15 protein-coding genes are annotated in these 16,788 nt (G+C 44.0%); 13 read left to right on the forward strand and 2 right to left on the reverse strand.

From position 1 onward, the window contains the following. Positions 1-46 precede the first annotated feature (46 nt). The 8 genes from zwf (at position 47) to ACJJIW_RS11205 (ending at position 9,164) form a co-directional block, all read left to right on the forward strand. Positions 47-1,507 (forward strand): glucose-6-phosphate dehydrogenase, encoded by a 1,461-nt coding sequence (gene zwf, locus ACJJIW_RS11170; protein WP_282931526.1) that lies wholly within the window; start codon positions 47-49, stop codon positions 1,505-1,507. 69 nt (positions 1,508-1,576) lie between these two features. Next, positions 1,577-2,287 (forward strand): 6-phosphogluconolactonase, encoded by a 711-nt coding sequence (gene pgl, locus ACJJIW_RS11175; RefSeq protein ID WP_282931527.1) that lies wholly within the window; start codon positions 1,577-1,579, stop codon positions 2,285-2,287. Between the two features lie 21 nt (positions 2,288-2,308). Beyond that, entirely contained in the window at positions 2,309-2,935 is a 627-nt protein-coding gene (gene eda / locus ACJJIW_RS11180) for a bifunctional 4-hydroxy-2-oxoglutarate aldolase/2-dehydro-3-deoxy-phosphogluconate aldolase (protein ID WP_282931528.1), read from the forward strand. A gap of 73 nt (positions 2,936-3,008) precedes the next feature. Further along, complete coding sequence (gene gap, locus ACJJIW_RS11185) at positions 3,009-4,043, forward strand: type I glyceraldehyde-3-phosphate dehydrogenase (protein WP_282931529.1); 1,035 nt, start codon at positions 3,009-3,011, stop codon at positions 4,041-4,043. Between the two features lie 117 nt (positions 4,044-4,160). Next, a complete protein-coding gene (pyk, locus tag ACJJIW_RS11190; protein ID WP_282931530.1) occupies positions 4,161-5,597 on the forward strand; it encodes a pyruvate kinase in 1,437 nt (478 codons plus the stop codon). 896 nt (positions 5,598-6,493) lie between these two features. After that, entirely contained in the window at positions 6,494-8,611 is a 2,118-nt protein-coding gene (locus ACJJIW_RS11195; protein ID WP_282931531.1) for a Hint domain-containing protein, read from the forward strand. A gap of 9 nt (positions 8,612-8,620) precedes the next feature. Next, positions 8,621-8,872, forward strand: a complete 252-nt coding sequence (locus ACJJIW_RS11200) for a hypothetical protein (RefSeq protein ID WP_282931532.1) — start codon at positions 8,621-8,623, stop codon at positions 8,870-8,872. Further along, on the forward strand, positions 8,862-9,164 hold the full coding sequence (locus tag ACJJIW_RS11205; RefSeq protein WP_444891843.1) for a hypothetical protein: 303 nt from the start codon (positions 8,862-8,864) through the stop codon (positions 9,162-9,164). Before ACJJIW_RS11200 ends, ACJJIW_RS11205 begins: the two co-directional genes overlap by 11 nt. Positions 9,165-9,578: 414 nt before the next feature. On the opposite strand, the gene ACJJIW_RS11210 is transcribed toward ACJJIW_RS11205, so the two are convergent. After that, complete coding sequence (locus ACJJIW_RS11210; protein ID WP_282931533.1) at positions 9,579-9,941, reverse strand: hypothetical protein; 363 nt, start codon at positions 9,939-9,941, stop codon at positions 9,579-9,581. Positions 9,942-10,720: 779 nt separating this feature from the next. Between ACJJIW_RS11210 and ACJJIW_RS11215 the strand changes: the two genes are divergently transcribed. From ACJJIW_RS11215 to ACJJIW_RS11235, 5 genes are all read left to right on the forward strand, one after another. After that, entirely contained in the window at positions 10,721-11,104 is a 384-nt protein-coding gene (locus ACJJIW_RS11215; protein ID WP_444891842.1) for an SMI1/KNR4 family protein, read from the forward strand. 379 nt (positions 11,105-11,483) lie between these two features. Next, positions 11,484-12,077 (forward strand): hypothetical protein, encoded by a 594-nt coding sequence (locus ACJJIW_RS11220; protein ID WP_444891841.1) that lies wholly within the window; start codon positions 11,484-11,486, stop codon positions 12,075-12,077. A gap of 250 nt (positions 12,078-12,327) precedes the next feature. After that, complete coding sequence (locus ACJJIW_RS11225; RefSeq protein WP_282931536.1) at positions 12,328-12,540, forward strand: hypothetical protein; 213 nt, start codon at positions 12,328-12,330, stop codon at positions 12,538-12,540. A 973-nt stretch (positions 12,541-13,513) separates the two neighbouring features. Then, positions 13,514-13,741: a hypothetical protein gene (locus ACJJIW_RS11230; protein ID WP_282931537.1), complete on the forward strand. Its 228-nt coding sequence runs from the start codon at positions 13,514-13,516 to the stop codon at positions 13,739-13,741. A 43-nt stretch (positions 13,742-13,784) separates the two neighbouring features. Next, positions 13,785-14,033: a hypothetical protein gene (locus ACJJIW_RS11235; RefSeq protein WP_444891840.1), complete on the forward strand. Its 249-nt coding sequence runs from the start codon at positions 13,785-13,787 to the stop codon at positions 14,031-14,033. Positions 14,034-14,762: 729 nt separating this feature from the next. Here ACJJIW_RS11235 and ACJJIW_RS11240 read toward each other — a convergent pair. Next, complete coding sequence (locus ACJJIW_RS11240; RefSeq protein ID WP_282931539.1) at positions 14,763-15,323, reverse strand: hypothetical protein; 561 nt, start codon at positions 15,321-15,323, stop codon at positions 14,763-14,765. Between the last annotated feature and the right edge of the window lie 1,465 nt (positions 15,324-16,788).

Genomic DNA, 16,788 nt, shown 5'->3' on the forward strand with positions numbered 1-16,788 from the left:
GGAGCCAGTAAGGCTCCGAGACAAGAACGATCTCAGAGCAAAATTTATGATTAACCCTTTTGATATGGTGTTATTTGGTGGAGGCGGAGACCTTGCACTACGCAAGTTGCTACCGGCACTTTACCGAGCATTTAGAGAGGGCAGCTTGATTGAAGGCTGTCGCATCCTTCCGGTGTGCCGCCGTCAATCAGATATTGATCAATATACCGAAACAGCCCACCAGGCTCTACAAAAGTATCTTCGTGAGGGCGAGTACTGTGCTTCGAGCTGGGACCAATTTAGCCAATTGCTTTGCCCCGTCACATTGGATATCGCCGTACCGGACGCCCAGTGGGATCATTTGGCAGAAATTCTCGGTACTGACCCTGAACGGGTTCGCATCTTCTACCTGGCAATTCCGCCGGCAGTATTTGGCCCCTGCTGTGAAAACCTCTCCTTAAAAGGACTGATTACTGAAAATTCCAGAGTTGTTGTGGAAAAACCGCTGGGCTATAACGCCCAAACCTCTGATGAAATTAACAGTAAAATTGCCAGTTACTTCCCGGAAGATAGTATCTTCCGTATCGATCACTATCTCGGTAAGGAAACTGTCCAAAACCTTCTTGCACTGCGTTTTAGCAATGTACTGTTTGAGCATCTTTGGGATGCAAAAACTATTGATCATATCCAGATCAGTATTTCAGAAACCGTAGGTCTTGAAGGGCGTGCGGGTTTTTATGATGAAACTGGTGCTATGCGGGATATGGTGCAAAACCACCTGCTGCAACTGCTATGCCTTATCGCTATGGAATCTCCCAACAGTATGTCGGCGAAGAATATCCGTGCAGAAAAAATTAAGGTACTGGAAGCATTGCGTCCGCTCACCGGCAATTTGGTCGATGAGAATGTGGTGCGCGGCCAATATGTCGCCGGTGAAATCAATGGCAGTGAGGTACCTGGTTACCTCGATGAACTTGACGGTGGAACCAGCTTAACCGAAACCTTTGTTGCAATTCGTGCACATATCGATAGCTGGCGTTGGGCCGGGGTACCCTTTTACCTGCGCACTGGCAAGCGTATGGAAAAGCGTTGTGCTGAAATTGTGGTTCAGTACAAAAACGTATCTCACCATGTATACGAAGAATCTGCCGGAAAAATTGTCCCCAATCGTTTGGTCATCCGACTACAGCCTGAAGAGAGTATCAAGCTGGTTTTGATGGCGAAAAAAATGGACAGCCTCACCACCGAGCTGCAACCAGCTGAATTAAATTTAACCCTCTCAGATACTTATGACAGCTTCCGTAGCGATGCTTATAAGCGCCTGATGCTGGATGCAGCAGCAAATAACCCCGCGCTGTTTATCCACCGTGACGAGGTTGCCGCTGCCTGGGCTTGGGTTGATCCCATTATTGACCACTGGCGCGAAACTGAAAATCAGCCTCAGCCCTATCCCGCAGGTAGCTGGGGGCCGGAAGAGGCAGACAAATTGTTGTCACGCAGTGACCGTCACTGGTTTAACGCGCAGTAATAACCTGAGAAACGGGCGTAAGTCTCCACGACATTACGACCGTTTCCATGAAGACAAATGGAATGATCCATGGCTGAAGAAAAGTTTTTCCAAGATCGCGAGCGCCTGGTCCAGGCCCTAGCCCACGACTGCGCCAGCGAATTGCAAAAAGGTATTAAAGAAAACGGTCACGCAAACTTCCTGGTATCGGGTGGCAGTACTCCGGAGCCGGTTTATCGTGAGTTATCCAGACGTCCACTTCCGTGGTCACAAATTACAGCAGCTCTCGTTGATGAGCGCTGGGTGGAAAAAAACCACAGCGGTAGTAATGCAGCATTTATTGAGAAATCACTCTTGCAGAACTATGGCGCTAAAGCCAATTTTCTAGGAATGAAAAACTCACATACAACGGCCGTAGAAGGTGAAGAAGCTTGTGAGCGCGCTTACAGCGAGCTGCAAAAGCCGTTTGATGTTTGTCTGCTGGGTATGGGTAGTGACGGCCACACCGCATCACTTTTTCCCCATGCGCAGGGCTTACAGGATGCACTAAATCCTGAATCAGAAAAGTTGTGCAGTGCAATTATTGCCAATCAAAGTGAAGTTACCGGCTCCAATACAGAGCGTATGACTTTAACCCTGAGCGCAATTGTGCAATCGCGCAATATCAAGTTGTTGATCACTGGTGAAGAAAAACTAAAAGTTTATCGCGAGGCATTGCTCGGCAGTGATGAGTTAGAAATGCCGGTGCGCAGTATTCTCAAGCAGGGGCTAAAACCAGTCACTGTTTACTGGGCACCTTAACGAAAGATTTGGAATTAACTGATGCAGAAAAATATCGCCGAGATTTTGCAGGTGGCTGGCGTTGTCCCAGTACTGGTTGTAGATAAAGTTGAAGACGCCCTCCCTCTTGCCGGTGCTTTGATTGAAGGTGGCCTGAAGGTACTTGAAGTTACCCTGCGCACTGAGGCAGCCCTGGAAGTTGTTGAACAAATTGCAAAACACTTGCCGGAAGCCCATGTGGGAACCGGCACCGTACTCAATGGTGATGATCTGCGTCGTTCTATCGATGCCGGTGCCAGCTTTATGGTGAGCCCTGGCGCAACCGATCGTTTGCTAGAAGCGGCAGAAGGCAGTGAAGTACCTCTGCTGCCCGGTGCTGCTAGCGTTTCAGAAGTTATGCGCTTATTTGAGCGAGGCTATCGCTACCAGAAATTTTTCCCCGCGCAGGCAGCAGGTGGAGTACCAATGCTGAAATCTATTGGTGGCCCGCTGCAGGACGTTCGCTTTTGCCCCACCGGAGGCATAGGCCCGCAAAATGCCCCTGATTTCCTGGCATTGGACAATGTGGTTTGTGTCGGCGGTTCCTGGATGGCGAGTAATGCTCTGGTCCGTGAACAAAACTGGGCTGAAATTACTCGCCTGGCAAAACAAGCTTCTGAATTGAAATAAAACACTCGGTATGGAGCACCCTTGAGTGGGTGCTGCTTGGAATACCAATAGTATATAAAGAGGGTAAAGCGAGATGAAAATTAAAATTGCCATCAATGGTTACGGTCGTATCGGTAGAAATGTCACCCGAGCCATTTATGAGTCAGGCTACAGCGATCGTGTTCAACTGGTTGCAATTAATGATCTCGCCCCGGTAGCTTCTAATGCTCACCTGACACGGTTCGATACTATTCATGGGCGATTTGGTACAGACGTCAAAGTCGACGGTGATGCACTGGTTATCGGTGGTGATCGAGTTCAGGTTTGCCAGGAGCGGGACCCATCCAAATTGCCTTGGAAGCAACTGGGAGTAGATTTGGTGCTGGAGTGTACTGGCCGCTTTACCGACCGTGCTTCCGCTTCAGCTCACATTGAAGCCGGCGCTGCTGCAGTACTGATTTCAGCTCCATCAAAAGATGCGGACCTTACCGTTGTTTATGGTGTGAATGACAGCAACCTCACTAGCGATCACCGTGTAGTTTCCAACGCGTCCTGCACTACCAACTGCCTGGCGCCAGTGGCTCAAGCACTGCATCGTGAATTGGGTATTGAGCGTGGCTTTATGACCACCGTACACGCCTACACCAACGACCAGAATACCCAGGATGCTGTACACTCAGATATTTACCGGGCACGTGCCGCAGCGGACAATATGATCCCAACCAAAACTGGTGCAGCTGCAGCAGTGGGTCTGGTATTACCTGAACTGAAAGGGCGCCTCGATGGTATGGCTGTCCGTGTACCGGTAAGCAATGTATCCCTGGTGGACTGCCAGTTTATTGCCGGCCGCGACACTACCGCTGAAGAAGTGAATCAGATCATGCAAGAAGCTGCTCAGGCGAGCGGCGGTGTTCTGACCTACTGTGATCAGCCCCTGGTTTCTGTGGACTTCAACCACACCAGTGCATCCAGTCACTTTGATGCCAACCACACACGCGTGAATGGAAACCTGGTTAAAGTAATGGCCTGGTACGATAACGAGTGGGGCTTCTCCCACCGCATGCTGGATACCAGTCTGGCCATGGCTGAGACGCTCCAACTGAGTCAGCCGGTTGCAGAGTCTGCTTAACTCCCCTCATTCACCATATTTTGGTAATTCAATTACTGAGGGCCATTAAATGGACATAGAATTCCTGTTTGATAGCCCTCTGAACCTTCTTTTCAATTTATTAGATGACGGGATCTTATGATTCGCCATACAAAAATCGTAGCAACCCTGGGCCCAGGTACAGATAAACCGCGCGTAATCGACGAAATGATTCGTGCTGGGGTGAATGTAGTGCGCCTGAACTTTTCCCACGGATCGGCAGAAGATCACCGTCGCCGTGTCACTGAAGTGCGCAACGCCGCCGAAGCACAGGGGAAAATTGTTGCGGTATTGGGGGATTTACAGGGGCCTAAAATCCGTATTGCCCGCTTTGCCAAAGGCAGCGTGCAGCTGGAAAACAATGATGAATTTACCCTCGACCTGGATTGCCCGGTTGAAGGAGGAGATGAACATCGTGTAGGTGTGGACTATCCCAGCCTGATTAGTGATTGCCAGTCCGGCAATATCCTGTTGTTAGATGATGGCAAGATTCGCCTGGAAGTAACCGGAACGACTCCCAGCAAACTTTACTGTCGAGTTTTACAAGGCGGTAAGCTATCGAACAATAAGGGCATTAACTTGTTGGGCGGCGGCCTGTCTGCCCCTGCACTGACAGAAAAGGACTACCGGGATATCAAGCTGGCGGCAGATCTCGAAGTGGATTTTCTTGCGGTCAGTTTCCCTCGCTGCGCAGAAGACCTGGATACTGCCCGTAAGGCCATGGCAGAGGCTGGCAGCCAAGCGGCGATCGTCGCCAAAGTTGAAAGGGCGGAAGCCGTTGCCGACGATGAGCAAATGGACAGCCTGATTCTGGCTTCCGATGCGATCATGGTAGCTCGCGGTGACTTGGGTGTAGAGATCGGTGATCCCGCTTTGGTCGGGGTGCAGAAAAAACTGATCAACCGCGCAAATGCTCTCAATCGTGGCGTAATCACGGCGACACAAATGATGGAGTCGATGATTACCAGCCCGACTCCTACACGCGCAGAAGTAATGGATGTTGCCAATGCGGTGCTGGATGGTACTGACGCAGTTATGCTGTCTGCGGAAACTGCAGCGGGTGATTATCCGGTTGCCGCTGTGGAATCCATGAGCGATGTTATTATTGGCGCTGAACAGTATTTGGGCAGTGTTCCATACACTGAAAATGACCAGGGTTCCTCGCCGTTGATCGACACAGTAATTGCCCAGGCGGCGATTGACGTAGCAACGCGAGTAGAAAACCTCTGTGCCGTGGCCGCACTGACTGAGTCGGGCCGTACGCCGCGAATGATGTCTCGTGCAAATACCCGCCTGCCGATTTATGCATTGACCCGGCACCCTCGAATTGCTCGTCAGCTAGTGCTGCTCAGAGGTGTAGAGACGGTGAGCTTTGATCCAGCGTCTGTTCCCCTAGGGCATTTAACCGAAGCGGTTATCGAGGTCTTAAACTCTCGAATCGACTTGCAAAAGGGACAGCGAGTGCTGATCACCCAGGGTGAACGCCTGAATATGGGTGGACATACCAATTCTATGCGGATTAAAGAGATCGAATAAGGCTTCTGATATGCGGCCCAGGTTTCTTACAGATAGGACCCTGGGCCAGTTAAGCCCCTTTCCTTTCTATAGTTACCACCTTTCTCCCCTCTGATCCTAGTCGCGGCAAAGTGTTTTAGCCCCAAGGTCGATTTTATGGCAGGCGTACTCTTGTGATTTATGTCACAAGTTTGAAGGTCCAGTGTCGTTACTCGCCCAACTTTATTTAACAGCTGATAGCTATTAGTAATTGTACGCTGATATTCAACGATAAAAATTGGCCTCACTAATGGAATTAAGTGGATTGTTTTTATACGAAGATACGGTGAACAGGAATACGATTCCAATACGATCGTGCCACTTCTCCCGTCTATTAAAAATAAATCGGCAAACACTTTCGGTAGATATTAGGAAGCTTTGCTTTTGAGTTAGCCCCTGGGCTGTTAGTCATATTCTCGCCAAATGCTAGCTACCGTATTGATCTAAATTGCGGTAATCTCGCGAAGTAGATCTCAGCCTTGTAATTTTTTCGACGCTACAAGGGCTTATTATTTCTCCAAGCTAGAAATTAAGAGAAGAGCCTAATCGGTAATACTCTTCTAATAAGGCGATCATAAAACTCCCTTATTTTGATAGAGGGTGCTCTTCCTGGCAGTTTCTTTATGTAATGGCGTGTTATTGGCAGATCTTGCAACTTCGATTTTAATCGGCGCCGGCTTTTTCCAGAGTGGCCACTAATAAGTGACCCACTGGTCTTAGTCAAAGAGCATTTTGCTCAATAAATTCGACCAAAAATTTTCTGGAGTTTTCTGGAGTTTTCTGGAGTTTTCTGGACTTTCTCTAGTGCTCTCGAGTGAAGATTCACTGAATTTGGTCCCCACTAGATCCAGGTAGGCGTAAGTGTTTAAAGGATTATCATGCAGCTAACTGTTGAAAATAAGCAAGGCATCCAGTACGAAGTTAGGATTGGTTGGGCATACCAGATGGGCATACCTATGCAAGTCGATGCTAACCACTTGCTTTCGATGTTCGACGATGCCGTCATTGAGAAAATTCATGGGCACTTTTTTGGCTTGGGTGGTAATTGTTGTAACTTGCTGAGCACGAATATTCAAGCTGGCACCTCAGGCACTATTTTTTTAGGGCCCTTATCTGAGCCTCCGGGCCACCTATCTCACTCTGAAAAAGAAATTTACAGCGCCCTGGTACAGAACCGCCTGATAATTGAGGAATCGCACACGGCAGCGTCGGCCATTGCAGTTAAGCAGTCTGAATTGATGCTTAAGATCCGTCTGGGATTGCAGCAAATTATCGCTCAGGAGCGTGCAGAATCAGCACGAATCCAGGAACAACATGAAAAGCGTTCCACCATGGGGAAAGTGGGAGCTTATATTGGGAGTGCTGCTAGCGGTTTTGGTGACGCCGCCTGGGGACTGGCGGTATGGACAAAAGATATCCTTGAAGTAGCGGAAATGCTAAGCCCCTTGCGCCAATCTCATAGGCTGGGTGTTGCCACAGTAAACTACTTCATACATGGAAAAAGCTTCGAAGAATCTGGCCAGCAATACCTCAGCGATTTAGAACGTGAAGCAGTGGATGTGCTCGGTTTTGACCCTTCTAAAATTACTAAACAGCAGCTGGAACTGGCCGTTGATGTTGCCCAGATTATTTATGATGATCTCTCCCTGCGCGAAATTATTATCCGCTTTGCCGAGGATTATGTAAAAGCCCAACACAGCCTTGAAGTTACTAAGTTAGTTGGTGGCGGAGCCTTTGAAATAGTCCTTACTATCGTCCTCGCAGCGATAACTGGGGGCGTCGGTGCAGCTGTGGCTGTAGTCAAAAATGCACGCTTATTAAGGGCCTTCAAGAAGCTCGGTGAGCTGATGATGGAGTTCGCTAAACTGAAGAAGCTGCAGCAGCGGGTACTTAAGAAAAGGGGCGGCAAAGCAAAAGGCAGCAGTGCAAGTTTCTCTGATTTGAGCTCTTCGGAGGTTACGGTGCCGCAAAAATCCAGCGGCCCGTCTTCGAGCAATTCTAGCTCTGCTACTTCTAGTAGCTCCAGCCAAAGTAGTAGCAGTTCTGGAGGTAGCCCCAATAGTAATTCCAATGCTGCAGACACTAATACATTGTTACCTCCAGGTGCTCAGTCTGTTCAAGAAAGAATAGCTCAGGGTAAAACTGTACCTCGGCATGCACGCGTGAATCCTGAAGGCTATTATTATGATTCCAGTGTAGGAAAATATAAAACCATACCTGAACCTAAGCCAGATCTTTCTAAGGGATCAGGTAATAGGGAGATTCCTTGTTTTGGAGCTGGTACATTAGTAGCAACGCCGGATTCATTTGCAAAAATTGAAGATATTAAAATAGGAACTCTTGTTAGTTCTTGGGATGAAAATCTTAAAAAAGTAGTGGAAAATAGAGTTACGGCCTTGCATCGAAATAAGGCAGTTGATTGGGTTGAGATTGTGGTATCTGGAAGCGTTATTACTGCCACGTGTAACCACCGTTTCTGGATGCCCAAAAATGAAGAGTGGATTGAAGCGAGATTTTTGGATGTTGGAATGGAGGTATTGCTAGAGAATGGCCAGCGTTCTAACATTGACAAAATAAGTTTAGTGACCTCGGGTGAAAAAGATACTTTCAATATAACTGTAGAAAATGCTCATACCTACTACGTGGGTAGTTCGAAAGTTCTTGTCCACAATGATGGAAGCGATGTAAATGGCAAAGTTTACATTGGCTATAATAAGAGTGATTCTCCTATTTATGTTGGACAAACATTGCAAACAATAAAAGCACGACAAGCTCAACACACAGCAGAAGGTATTGCTGATCCTGTCAATAAAGGCTGGAAAACTGAAATGACTATTAAGCAATACCCTGGACTAGATGGATTGACGCCGGATCAAATGAATTATCATGAAAGAAGAATTTACGATCAGCTTATTGAGAAAGGGATTGACCTAAAAAATAGTCAAATACCACTTACAGATCCAAAAGTAAATAAGTTGATTAAAAAGTACTGCTAGGAGGATGTTATGGCGTGGGATGATAGTTATTTTTGTGGGTATCAGATTATATCAGGGGATAAGCCTGTTGACGAGCTGAGTATGGCTTTGAGAAAAATTACGGTTGAATATACCGAAAGGTTTAGTCGAAAGCCATCAGTTGCAGAATTACTATATGCCTTTAAAATTGTTATCCAATCGTTGGGGGAGGATCTATTATCTGACCCTGAGAATTTAAATAGCATGGTTATAGAACTAATAGGTAGAAATGATGATAGCTGATATTGATAGCTTTGAAGGCACATTTTGTGATCTTACCCCCCCTGGTTACTACTCAATTGAAAAAGATGGGCAAGAGCTTATAAAAATCTCAAGTCTTGAGGTGGAAGGTAGAATCTTAAACTGTCAATTTGAAGTGCTTAAATCAAACTATTCCCGCGAAGAAATTGAAGAGCTGGTATATGTAGTGATGTTAAAAAGATTTTGTGATGACTTTTATTTAGATCAGGCAGATTTTGTTAAGTTTCATAATCTGAAAACAAATGAGGAGTGGAAAATAATATATTTAGGGTGATATTTGTCTTGGACACTCACAGTTTGAAAAATGGTTCTGACTTTGTTATCAGCACTATAACTAATGCAATTTATAACCAATTTAGAGCTTAAGGGTGATGAAATACCGAAAGTTTTATACTTGAGGCTCATCCCCTGTGGTTTTGGGTAAAAGTCAGAAGAGGTAGTATCGAGAGATTATATTGAAATTAGCAGGGTATAGTGGAAGGTAATTGCCGACAGTTACTGATGCGTATACCGCGCATTTATTGAGCAGGGTGCAGGCTTCCTGTACTGCCTCGACTGATCCTATTAGGCCTTTAAAGCGACTTTCAAAGTTTCGATCGAGGTAGAGCCAGTGTTTTGGTGAGATACCAAGCTGCTTGAGGGGGGGAGTGTTCTCGGCAATACAGCCCCGTTTTCTTGGATCAAAATTTCAGCCACTCCAGTCCACCAGCTCCAGATAATGCCAACTGGAAGGGCAGCCCTTTTGGCCTGTCAGGCGCTCGCTCCCTATGAACGGCAGAAGCACTTTAGGTTGCCGACCTGAGATTGCTGTGCGAATACGCTGTTGAACCGAAGTGTGGTCAGGCGCTTCTGGAGTTTTCGCCATATTGGCACGGATAGGGTTGAGATCGACATAGGCCATACAGGAAGCAAGGGCATCCAGTAAAGCCTGGGACTTAAATCGACCTTCCCAGAAGCAGCCTGTACAGCTATCTTCGGCATTAGCTTGGCTGGTCATAGGTTCGTTTAAACAGCGCCTAAACCAGCTAAGATCTACCAAATGATTTCGCATAGAGTAACGACACCCTTTAGCTTTATTATCTCGTAGTGATCGAGCGTCGTGCCTGGTAGATAGCGCTGAGCTAAATTAGAAGCCTTAAAGAACTTTTGCCAGCGTAAAATAACCTCATTATCTGACCGTTTAATGCTATTTCTTTGTTGATATAAATTACAATATGGTAGTGATTGCTCATTACCGCATTTGCAGCGATATCAAGATAAAAGATTAAAGCGAGGTTGTGCATCCGAGATTCAATCCACTCGCGACGGCGCTCATAGTCGTTGCTAGGTTTTATATCCTTGCCACACAGAAATACTCTTCGCGCTCAGTGGGAGATGCAGTGATAATAGGCGTTGCCTATAGCGATATTTGAGCGCTGCATGGAAGAAATATTGGTTATCCGTCCTATTTGATTGGTTATTTAAATAGTATCTAATCCAGTATTTTATGCGGTGTCAATATGGCTGGTGCGTGAAGTTGCCGCTTTCGAGGGTGTCGAGAATTGATGCTCATGAATTTTTGAATGCGAATACAGTTAAAATCAAATAAATGGGAAGTGACTTGGATGACCTTAGAGTAGAGGATGAGTTGACCTGAATCAATAAATCTGTTAGGCATGAAAATCGTTTAACATGCATCATTATCAAGACTTAGGGGTGTGTTAACTTCTACCTAGCTCAATTCATGGGCCTCTTACCCATACAGGAGGAGTGAGTCTTCTTGATAAATTTGTCAGATTGGGTCATTTGCTTGGGCCAGCATATGGCCGCTAGATAGAAACGAGAATTTCAGTGAAAATTTTTTCAATGCCTGAAAAGGCTTCCGAAGACTTGGTGTCTAAATTTGAGGGTGAGCTGGGGTATCAATTTCCCGGAGAGTATAGAGATTTTTTAATTGAGAATAATGTTTGTTCTGTAGATCCTTATGGCTTTTTTTATAAACATACCTCAGAGATTAGTAGTGAAGATAGGCCAAAGGGAGAGGTTGGAATATTCTATGGATTCACTGAAAAAGAAGAGCGATGCATAGATTGGATGAAAAAAGTCTATGTAGATAATTCCCGGATACCAAAAGGGTACTTTCCTATAGCAGTGGCTGGAGGGGGGAATAATCTATGTATTTGTGTTGATAAAGCTAATTTTGGAAAAGTTTACTTTTGGAACCATGAAGCGTAAGAAGCAAGGAATCTGAGGTGCCTTGCGGATAACTTTAATGATTTTTTAGGCCCTTAAAAAAGATTGTCTAGTTGTTTAATTTGAACAGATAGTAATTTATTTTTCAGCGATGAATATCAAGTATCTATCCAGCCAATTTTCTTTAAATTACAATAAATAAAATTTGCATGTAAATTCTAATTGCAATGGTTACCCTGGCCCTCCCTTTGCCTATATTAAGATGAGGGGGATTGCCCAAGTTCACCTGCTCTTGATGACGTAGAGCCATAGGGGGATCTATAAATCTTATTATTAAAATTACCTGAATCAAAAATACACGAATTTTCTTACAAAATAACACCTGGCGAGCAGTATAGGGTGGTTATATTTTAGGTGGGATATGAACTTTAAAAATCAAACTTTAGATGGTCAAGAGCTTGTTTTAAAGGATGCTGAAGTTAACGTACTGGGGCCTGGATTGACTTTAAATAGGTGTACTATTGTTTCCGAGGCCTCAGCGAAAGCTCTGTCTTTTTCAGGAGTTTCAGTTGTTGATAGTACCTTCATTTCAAAGGTAACTTTAGCAGACTTTCAATGGTGTAAAGTAAACTTGAAAGGCGTAAATTTTTTAGGGCGGTACTCCGGTTGCGACTTTGGTCAATGGGAAGAATTCCACGGTAAAACTGGTGGTATTGTCGATTGCGATTTCAGAGGCGCAGAGCTGGATAACTGTCGATTTATGAATTGTGATGTAAACTCTCTAGCTTTTCCGAAATGGCCTTACTTCACGATCACGTCACCAAGAGACCAAGCTTCCAGTATTAAGGCTAGTTCTTGGCCTGGTAAATTGGAGTTGATAATGAGTATATTTGCGGATAGTCCAGAAGATTGTGTAGCTGTAACAGGCGATGCGAACGGGTTACTCAAACGATTAGGTGGAAGTGAAGAAGAATTTAAAGCTGCCTTATTACAATTAGATGGAATTATTTGTTAACGCCAGCAGTTTTTTCAGGTAATTCTGGACGCTCAGCCAACAAAGGAAAATCGTTGAAAGGTGGGAGGGAGGCGATAGCCCTCTACCGAATAAGGCCTAGGAAGCCGCTGGACATCGATTCATGGACGTTGTCCGGCAGTAGCCAGGGTTGAATTTTTACAAGGGGGAGCTCCATCAGGATCGAATCTTGATAATATGACTTGAGATCATCGGTCCTGCCGGGTGATCCTCAAAATCGAGAATAGTTTACGTGCCACCCGCAGGCTACCACTACGATGCACTGGACCGCCTCTCCCGGGCTGATAGCCCCAATCCAGAGTATTTTGTGCATGGTTCTGCGCACAGTAATTTTTCCGATGCGAACTCGAAAGATGAAGCCAAACAGCGGGCCTGCACCACTCAAGTCAAAGACAACTGTTTAACTTTCTTTGGCAATACCGACTATCGTTACGACATTCACTAAAATCGTATCGCAGAGCTGTGTGGTAAAAGGCAAAACTGCAAACCTACTACAAAAGTCGCCAACAGTTGGTGCTGGTTGAAAACTCAAGGTAGAGAAAGGTGTTGAGCAGCTTTAACAAGAAATTCACTACCAGTACGATTCGCTTGGCCATCGTATTGGTAAGGTTACTCACAATAAATATACGAGCTTCCTCTGGGGTGGCGATGTTTTACTTCTTGACAATAGAGGTAGCTGGATATCCACAATTTAAAAAAAGATTATAACTTTTCTGTCAGCACTAAACTCGATTCAATTTCTAACTGATTTAGTGCTTAAGGGCGATAAAATACCGAAAAATTTATACTTGAGGTGAAAATCCTGTAGTTTTGGAAAAAACCTGAAAGGCGGGGTATCAAGATATTCTACTGAAATTAGTAAGATGCATTGGAAGGGAAGCGCAGACAGTTGCCGATGTCGTGTATTCAGTGTTTATTCAGTCGGGAACAAGCTTGCTGTACTACGCTTACTGATCCTGCCAAGCCTTTAAAGCGACTTACAAAGTTCTGGTTATATCAAAGACAGCGTTTTGGTGAGATACTCTATCGCCTGAGCGTGAACGGAGTGTTTTTGACAATATAATCCAGTTTCTTTTGATCAAGTTTTCCCCACTTCATTGCATCGGCTCCCAATAGAGACCAGCACTGGCGGGCCACCCTCTCCAGGCGCCCGCCACTCAAAAATAGTTAAAGTACTTTAGCCCAACTACCTTAGTGTAAAGGTGTTGATGGGCAACTCCTAACGATAGATTGGCCCTACCAGAAATAGCCAATAATTCTCTGCCCCTTCCAAAGTATCTGATAAATCTAAAGATTTCAGCGAGTATAGGGTGGTACCGGCAAGGTAAGCTCTGGATTGGCACTGATTGTGGCTTGACAGTCGCTAAGCTAGCTATCGTATACTGTATGTACATACAGTCTTGTGCCTGGAGGTGGATATGCGGGGTAGAAATATTACTATTGATGGAGAGCCGGTTCGGATTTGCCGCTATCGTTCGGGTTTTAATGACCAGCCAATGTACGCCATCTGCATTCTTAACTATACAAAGTACGTGCGTAGCTTTTCAGTGTTTGTGGATGTAAATCTGCGTAGCGAGTTGGAACTCACTCTGGCACAGATGCGAGAGGTTGAGCGCAGTATGAACTGGATGGAAGTCACAGCGTGAGAATATAAGGCTCAGGCTGTTTATACTAGAAAGGAGAACTATTATGGGTAGAAAAGTTAATCGATTTGCAATTTTTGCTGAGCGTGTTCATTTAATGAATGGCGGTGCAAAGAGCTTTAGAGATACTGCACCCACAGAAGAGGCTGCAAGAGATCTGGCAGAAGAAATTGCTAAGTCCGAAAAAGCAGAGTTTTATTCTTGGTTGCAAATTCTCGATATCATGACTGGGAGTTATACTGAATACTCAATCAAAAGGGGTGGGGTTTTAGAGAAGAGGGAGTGTCCTAAATAGTAGAAAATTATTAATAATTGGTTTGGTGCGTAACTATGATCAAGAAGGTAGACATTATATAAATTTTTTAAAGAGCTAGTTGTTCTCCAAAAAGTCACAAATGAATGTTCTGTAATTGTTGATTGGATTTAATCTGCCACAGCTTAAGAAGAATATAAAATATTCTGATGTAGTAATTTTTACTTGTTTTGGTTTTAAGTCTGAGGCTGGGGTATATAAATCCTGGTCTTTATATTTTCTTTCTTTATTATAATTTAGATGGGGAAACATTATAACGTAAGTCTGAAGTGGGTTTGCTTGACTAGTAGTAGGATGGCGATGCCGTTGGTAGAAAACAAGCCCTGCCGACCTAATTGTTTATTTCAAGATTGCGGGCTAATCGAACTACTTTTACTTATCTTAACAAATCTCTTAAGGGGATTTTGAAGTTTTAGTGAGATGGTGCTAGGTTTGAGAAAGCTACTAGCTTTGTGTGTTCATAGATCAGGTTGGATATTTTACAGTGGTATAGCTTCACTTGCAGAAAGCCCACTTTGGGTACTGCTTTAGTATACAAGCCGGCACCTGCCGGCTTGTATATAATTACATTATTGTTTTTCTTTATATCTATGTTTGTGGTCAAATTTAAGGTTTGCTAAATCCAGCTTGGGTGCTGGCTATAGTTGGTCAAAATTAAATTAACTGACTAAACAATAACTATTTGGTGACGGCCTTAAGCCTGGCAACAAATCACACAACTGCTTGGTTGTACATTGTATTTATTTGCTCCATGATTACCTTTAGGTGAAATGTTTTTTCACGAGTAAAGAAGTCATCTGGATGGGGTACCTTTGCTGAGTAAACTTCAGCGAGCATATGCAAGACGATATAGGTGTATCGATTGTTGCATTCTTGCAATAGCTGCCCCTGAATTAATTTGGCTCCCAACCTTGTAAGCATTACCACTTTTTGATCCAAAAGCTGAGCGCCTCTTAGGCTGTTTATCGCTTCTGAGATATGACCATATGCAATAAATCGGGCTCGCTTTTCAGGTATTCCCATAAACCCACATCCACCAAAGCTAGTCGTTTTGTTTTCCATTCGTATGCGAGAACGATTTGCATAAAATTCGGCCCATTGGGTAATTTTTGTAGAGCGACCTTTAGGTGAAGGATCTTCACGTGCAATCTTGGCTGCAGTCTTCCTCGCATCCTTAACAATTTCATTCATGATTATCTTCTTTTCTTGTTCACCTACGTCAATTCCCATTCCCTGCGTGGTTTCCAGCGCCAAACCATTTAATTCTGACATGAAATTCTCCCTAATAGTGTTTGTTCAGGCATCAAGCAAGACCATTGAATACTATTAGGGATGGCGGATCTACTAAAAAATAAATTAATCAATCGGATATGTTGAGTTGCAGCTAATAAAGTCGATTACCGATATGCAAATTCAATATTTTTTCTTTTGTACTAAAAATAAATTGAATTTTTCTCGAAAAATCAAAATTACTTTGTTAGTTGGATTGAGTATTCTTTTGCAGTCTATGGTTCTTGGTTGAATAGGATTGCCATTTGCTAGAGGGGCGAGAATATAATTTCGTTGGACGTATATTTTGGGTGTTTTGAGTTGGGCTTAGTCGCTGGCGAAGGCTGGTAAACCCAGCTCAAAATACTAATAAATATCTATTTACCTTAAGCACTTTAGATTCTAAATAAAATCCAATAGGATCATTTTGATGTCTATCTTTTAGGCTACGGTCTAGGGTTCAAAATATGACACTTGCTGTCTGAAAAGGGGGGTGAAATAATCGTTCCAGATGTGATATATTTTTGACATTGACCCGGCCGGCAATAGGCTAACTCATATAGGGCAGAAGCCAGTTTAGGTTAAATCAAATTATTTTGCCTAGATCACTGATTTTTTATTATTTTTTATCTCGCTGTGATCAAGAGTATCTGCTTGGGGATATTGCAGGACCAAAATGAAAGTTTTGATTCTTTTTCAGTGGAGATGAAGTCGACATTGTGCTATTTCAGTGCCTTTTCATTGTTTATATAAATTATGTTATGGTAGTGATCACCCATATCAATCGAGAAGATTAAAGTCAGATTATGCTCCCTGGATTCAATCACCTTGCGACTATTTCTATAGTTTCTAACTGACCTTATATCTTTGCTTAACAGAAATTCCCTTAGGGCATAGGGGGAGGTGTAGTGTTAATAAAGGATGCCTATAAACAGATTTTAGTACTGGGTAGAAGAGGTGCTAGTTACCTAAACTGCATAAAGTTTTATCTAAACCAACTTATTGATTTGGTGCATAACTTGTAACTTTTAGAGTGCCCCATTTATTAATTGTAACGGATAAGTCTTCTATAAAATAAGCACATTGTGTATCACTGTATGTGATAAGGTATCCTATAAAGATTTATCTAAGGGGGAGATGATAGTTATTGGACAATTTTAATCTGAGATTGCATTAAAAGAAAGAGGGTAAGATTTGCACATACGTTGTTTTACTTTTCGGGTGAGTCCACTTTCTTTTGGTGTTTTAGCTATAGTGGCACGAATAGAGTTTAGATAGAAATAGGCTATACGGGGAGCAAGGGCTTGTCATTGAGTAAGGCCTGGAGCTGAAATCAGCTATTCCTAGTAGCGGCATGTACAATTTTCTTCAGCATTGGTTCGGAGGGCAATAGGCTCATTTAAGTAGCGAAAATACCAGCTAAAATCCAATAAGCGATTTCTCTATAAATTGATGACTTCTTTGAAAT

The organism is Microbulbifer maximicatervae (SeqCode) (assembly GCF_052467815.1).

Bases quoted from the DNA above. Each gene is read 5' to 3' on its own strand.
- zwf (WP_282931526.1), top strand. From the start codon at position 47: ATGATTAACCCTTTTGATATGGTGTTATTTGGTGGAGGCGGAGACCTT.
- pgl (WP_282931527.1), top strand. From the start codon at position 1,577: ATGGCTGAAGAAAAGTTTTTCCAAGATCGCGAGCGCCTGGTCCAGGCC.
- eda (WP_282931528.1), top strand. From the start codon at position 2,309: ATGCAGAAAAATATCGCCGAGATTTTGCAGGTGGCTGGCGTTGTCCCA.
- gap (WP_282931529.1), top strand. From the start codon at position 3,009: ATGAAAATTAAAATTGCCATCAATGGTTACGGTCGTATCGGTAGAAAT.
- pyk (WP_282931530.1), top strand. From the start codon at position 4,161: ATGATTCGCCATACAAAAATCGTAGCAACCCTGGGCCCAGGTACAGAT.
- ACJJIW_RS11195 (WP_282931531.1), top strand. From the start codon at position 6,494: ATGCAGCTAACTGTTGAAAATAAGCAAGGCATCCAGTACGAAGTTAGG.
- ACJJIW_RS11200 (WP_282931532.1), top strand. From the start codon at position 8,621: ATGGCGTGGGATGATAGTTATTTTTGTGGGTATCAGATTATATCAGGG.
- ACJJIW_RS11205 (WP_444891843.1), top strand. From the start codon at position 8,862: ATGATAGCTGATATTGATAGCTTTGAAGGCACATTTTGTGATCTTACC.
- ACJJIW_RS11210 (WP_282931533.1), bottom strand. From the start codon at position 9,941: ATGCGAAATCATTTGGTAGATCTTAGCTGGTTTAGGCGCTGTTTAAAC.
- ACJJIW_RS11220 (WP_444891841.1), top strand. From the start codon at position 11,484: ATGAACTTTAAAAATCAAACTTTAGATGGTCAAGAGCTTGTTTTAAAG.
- ACJJIW_RS11230 (WP_282931537.1), top strand. From the start codon at position 13,514: ATGCGGGGTAGAAATATTACTATTGATGGAGAGCCGGTTCGGATTTGC.
- ACJJIW_RS11235 (WP_444891840.1), top strand. From the start codon at position 13,785: ATGGGTAGAAAAGTTAATCGATTTGCAATTTTTGCTGAGCGTGTTCAT.
- ACJJIW_RS11240 (WP_282931539.1), bottom strand. From the start codon at position 15,323: ATGTCAGAATTAAATGGTTTGGCGCTGGAAACCACGCAGGGAATGGGA.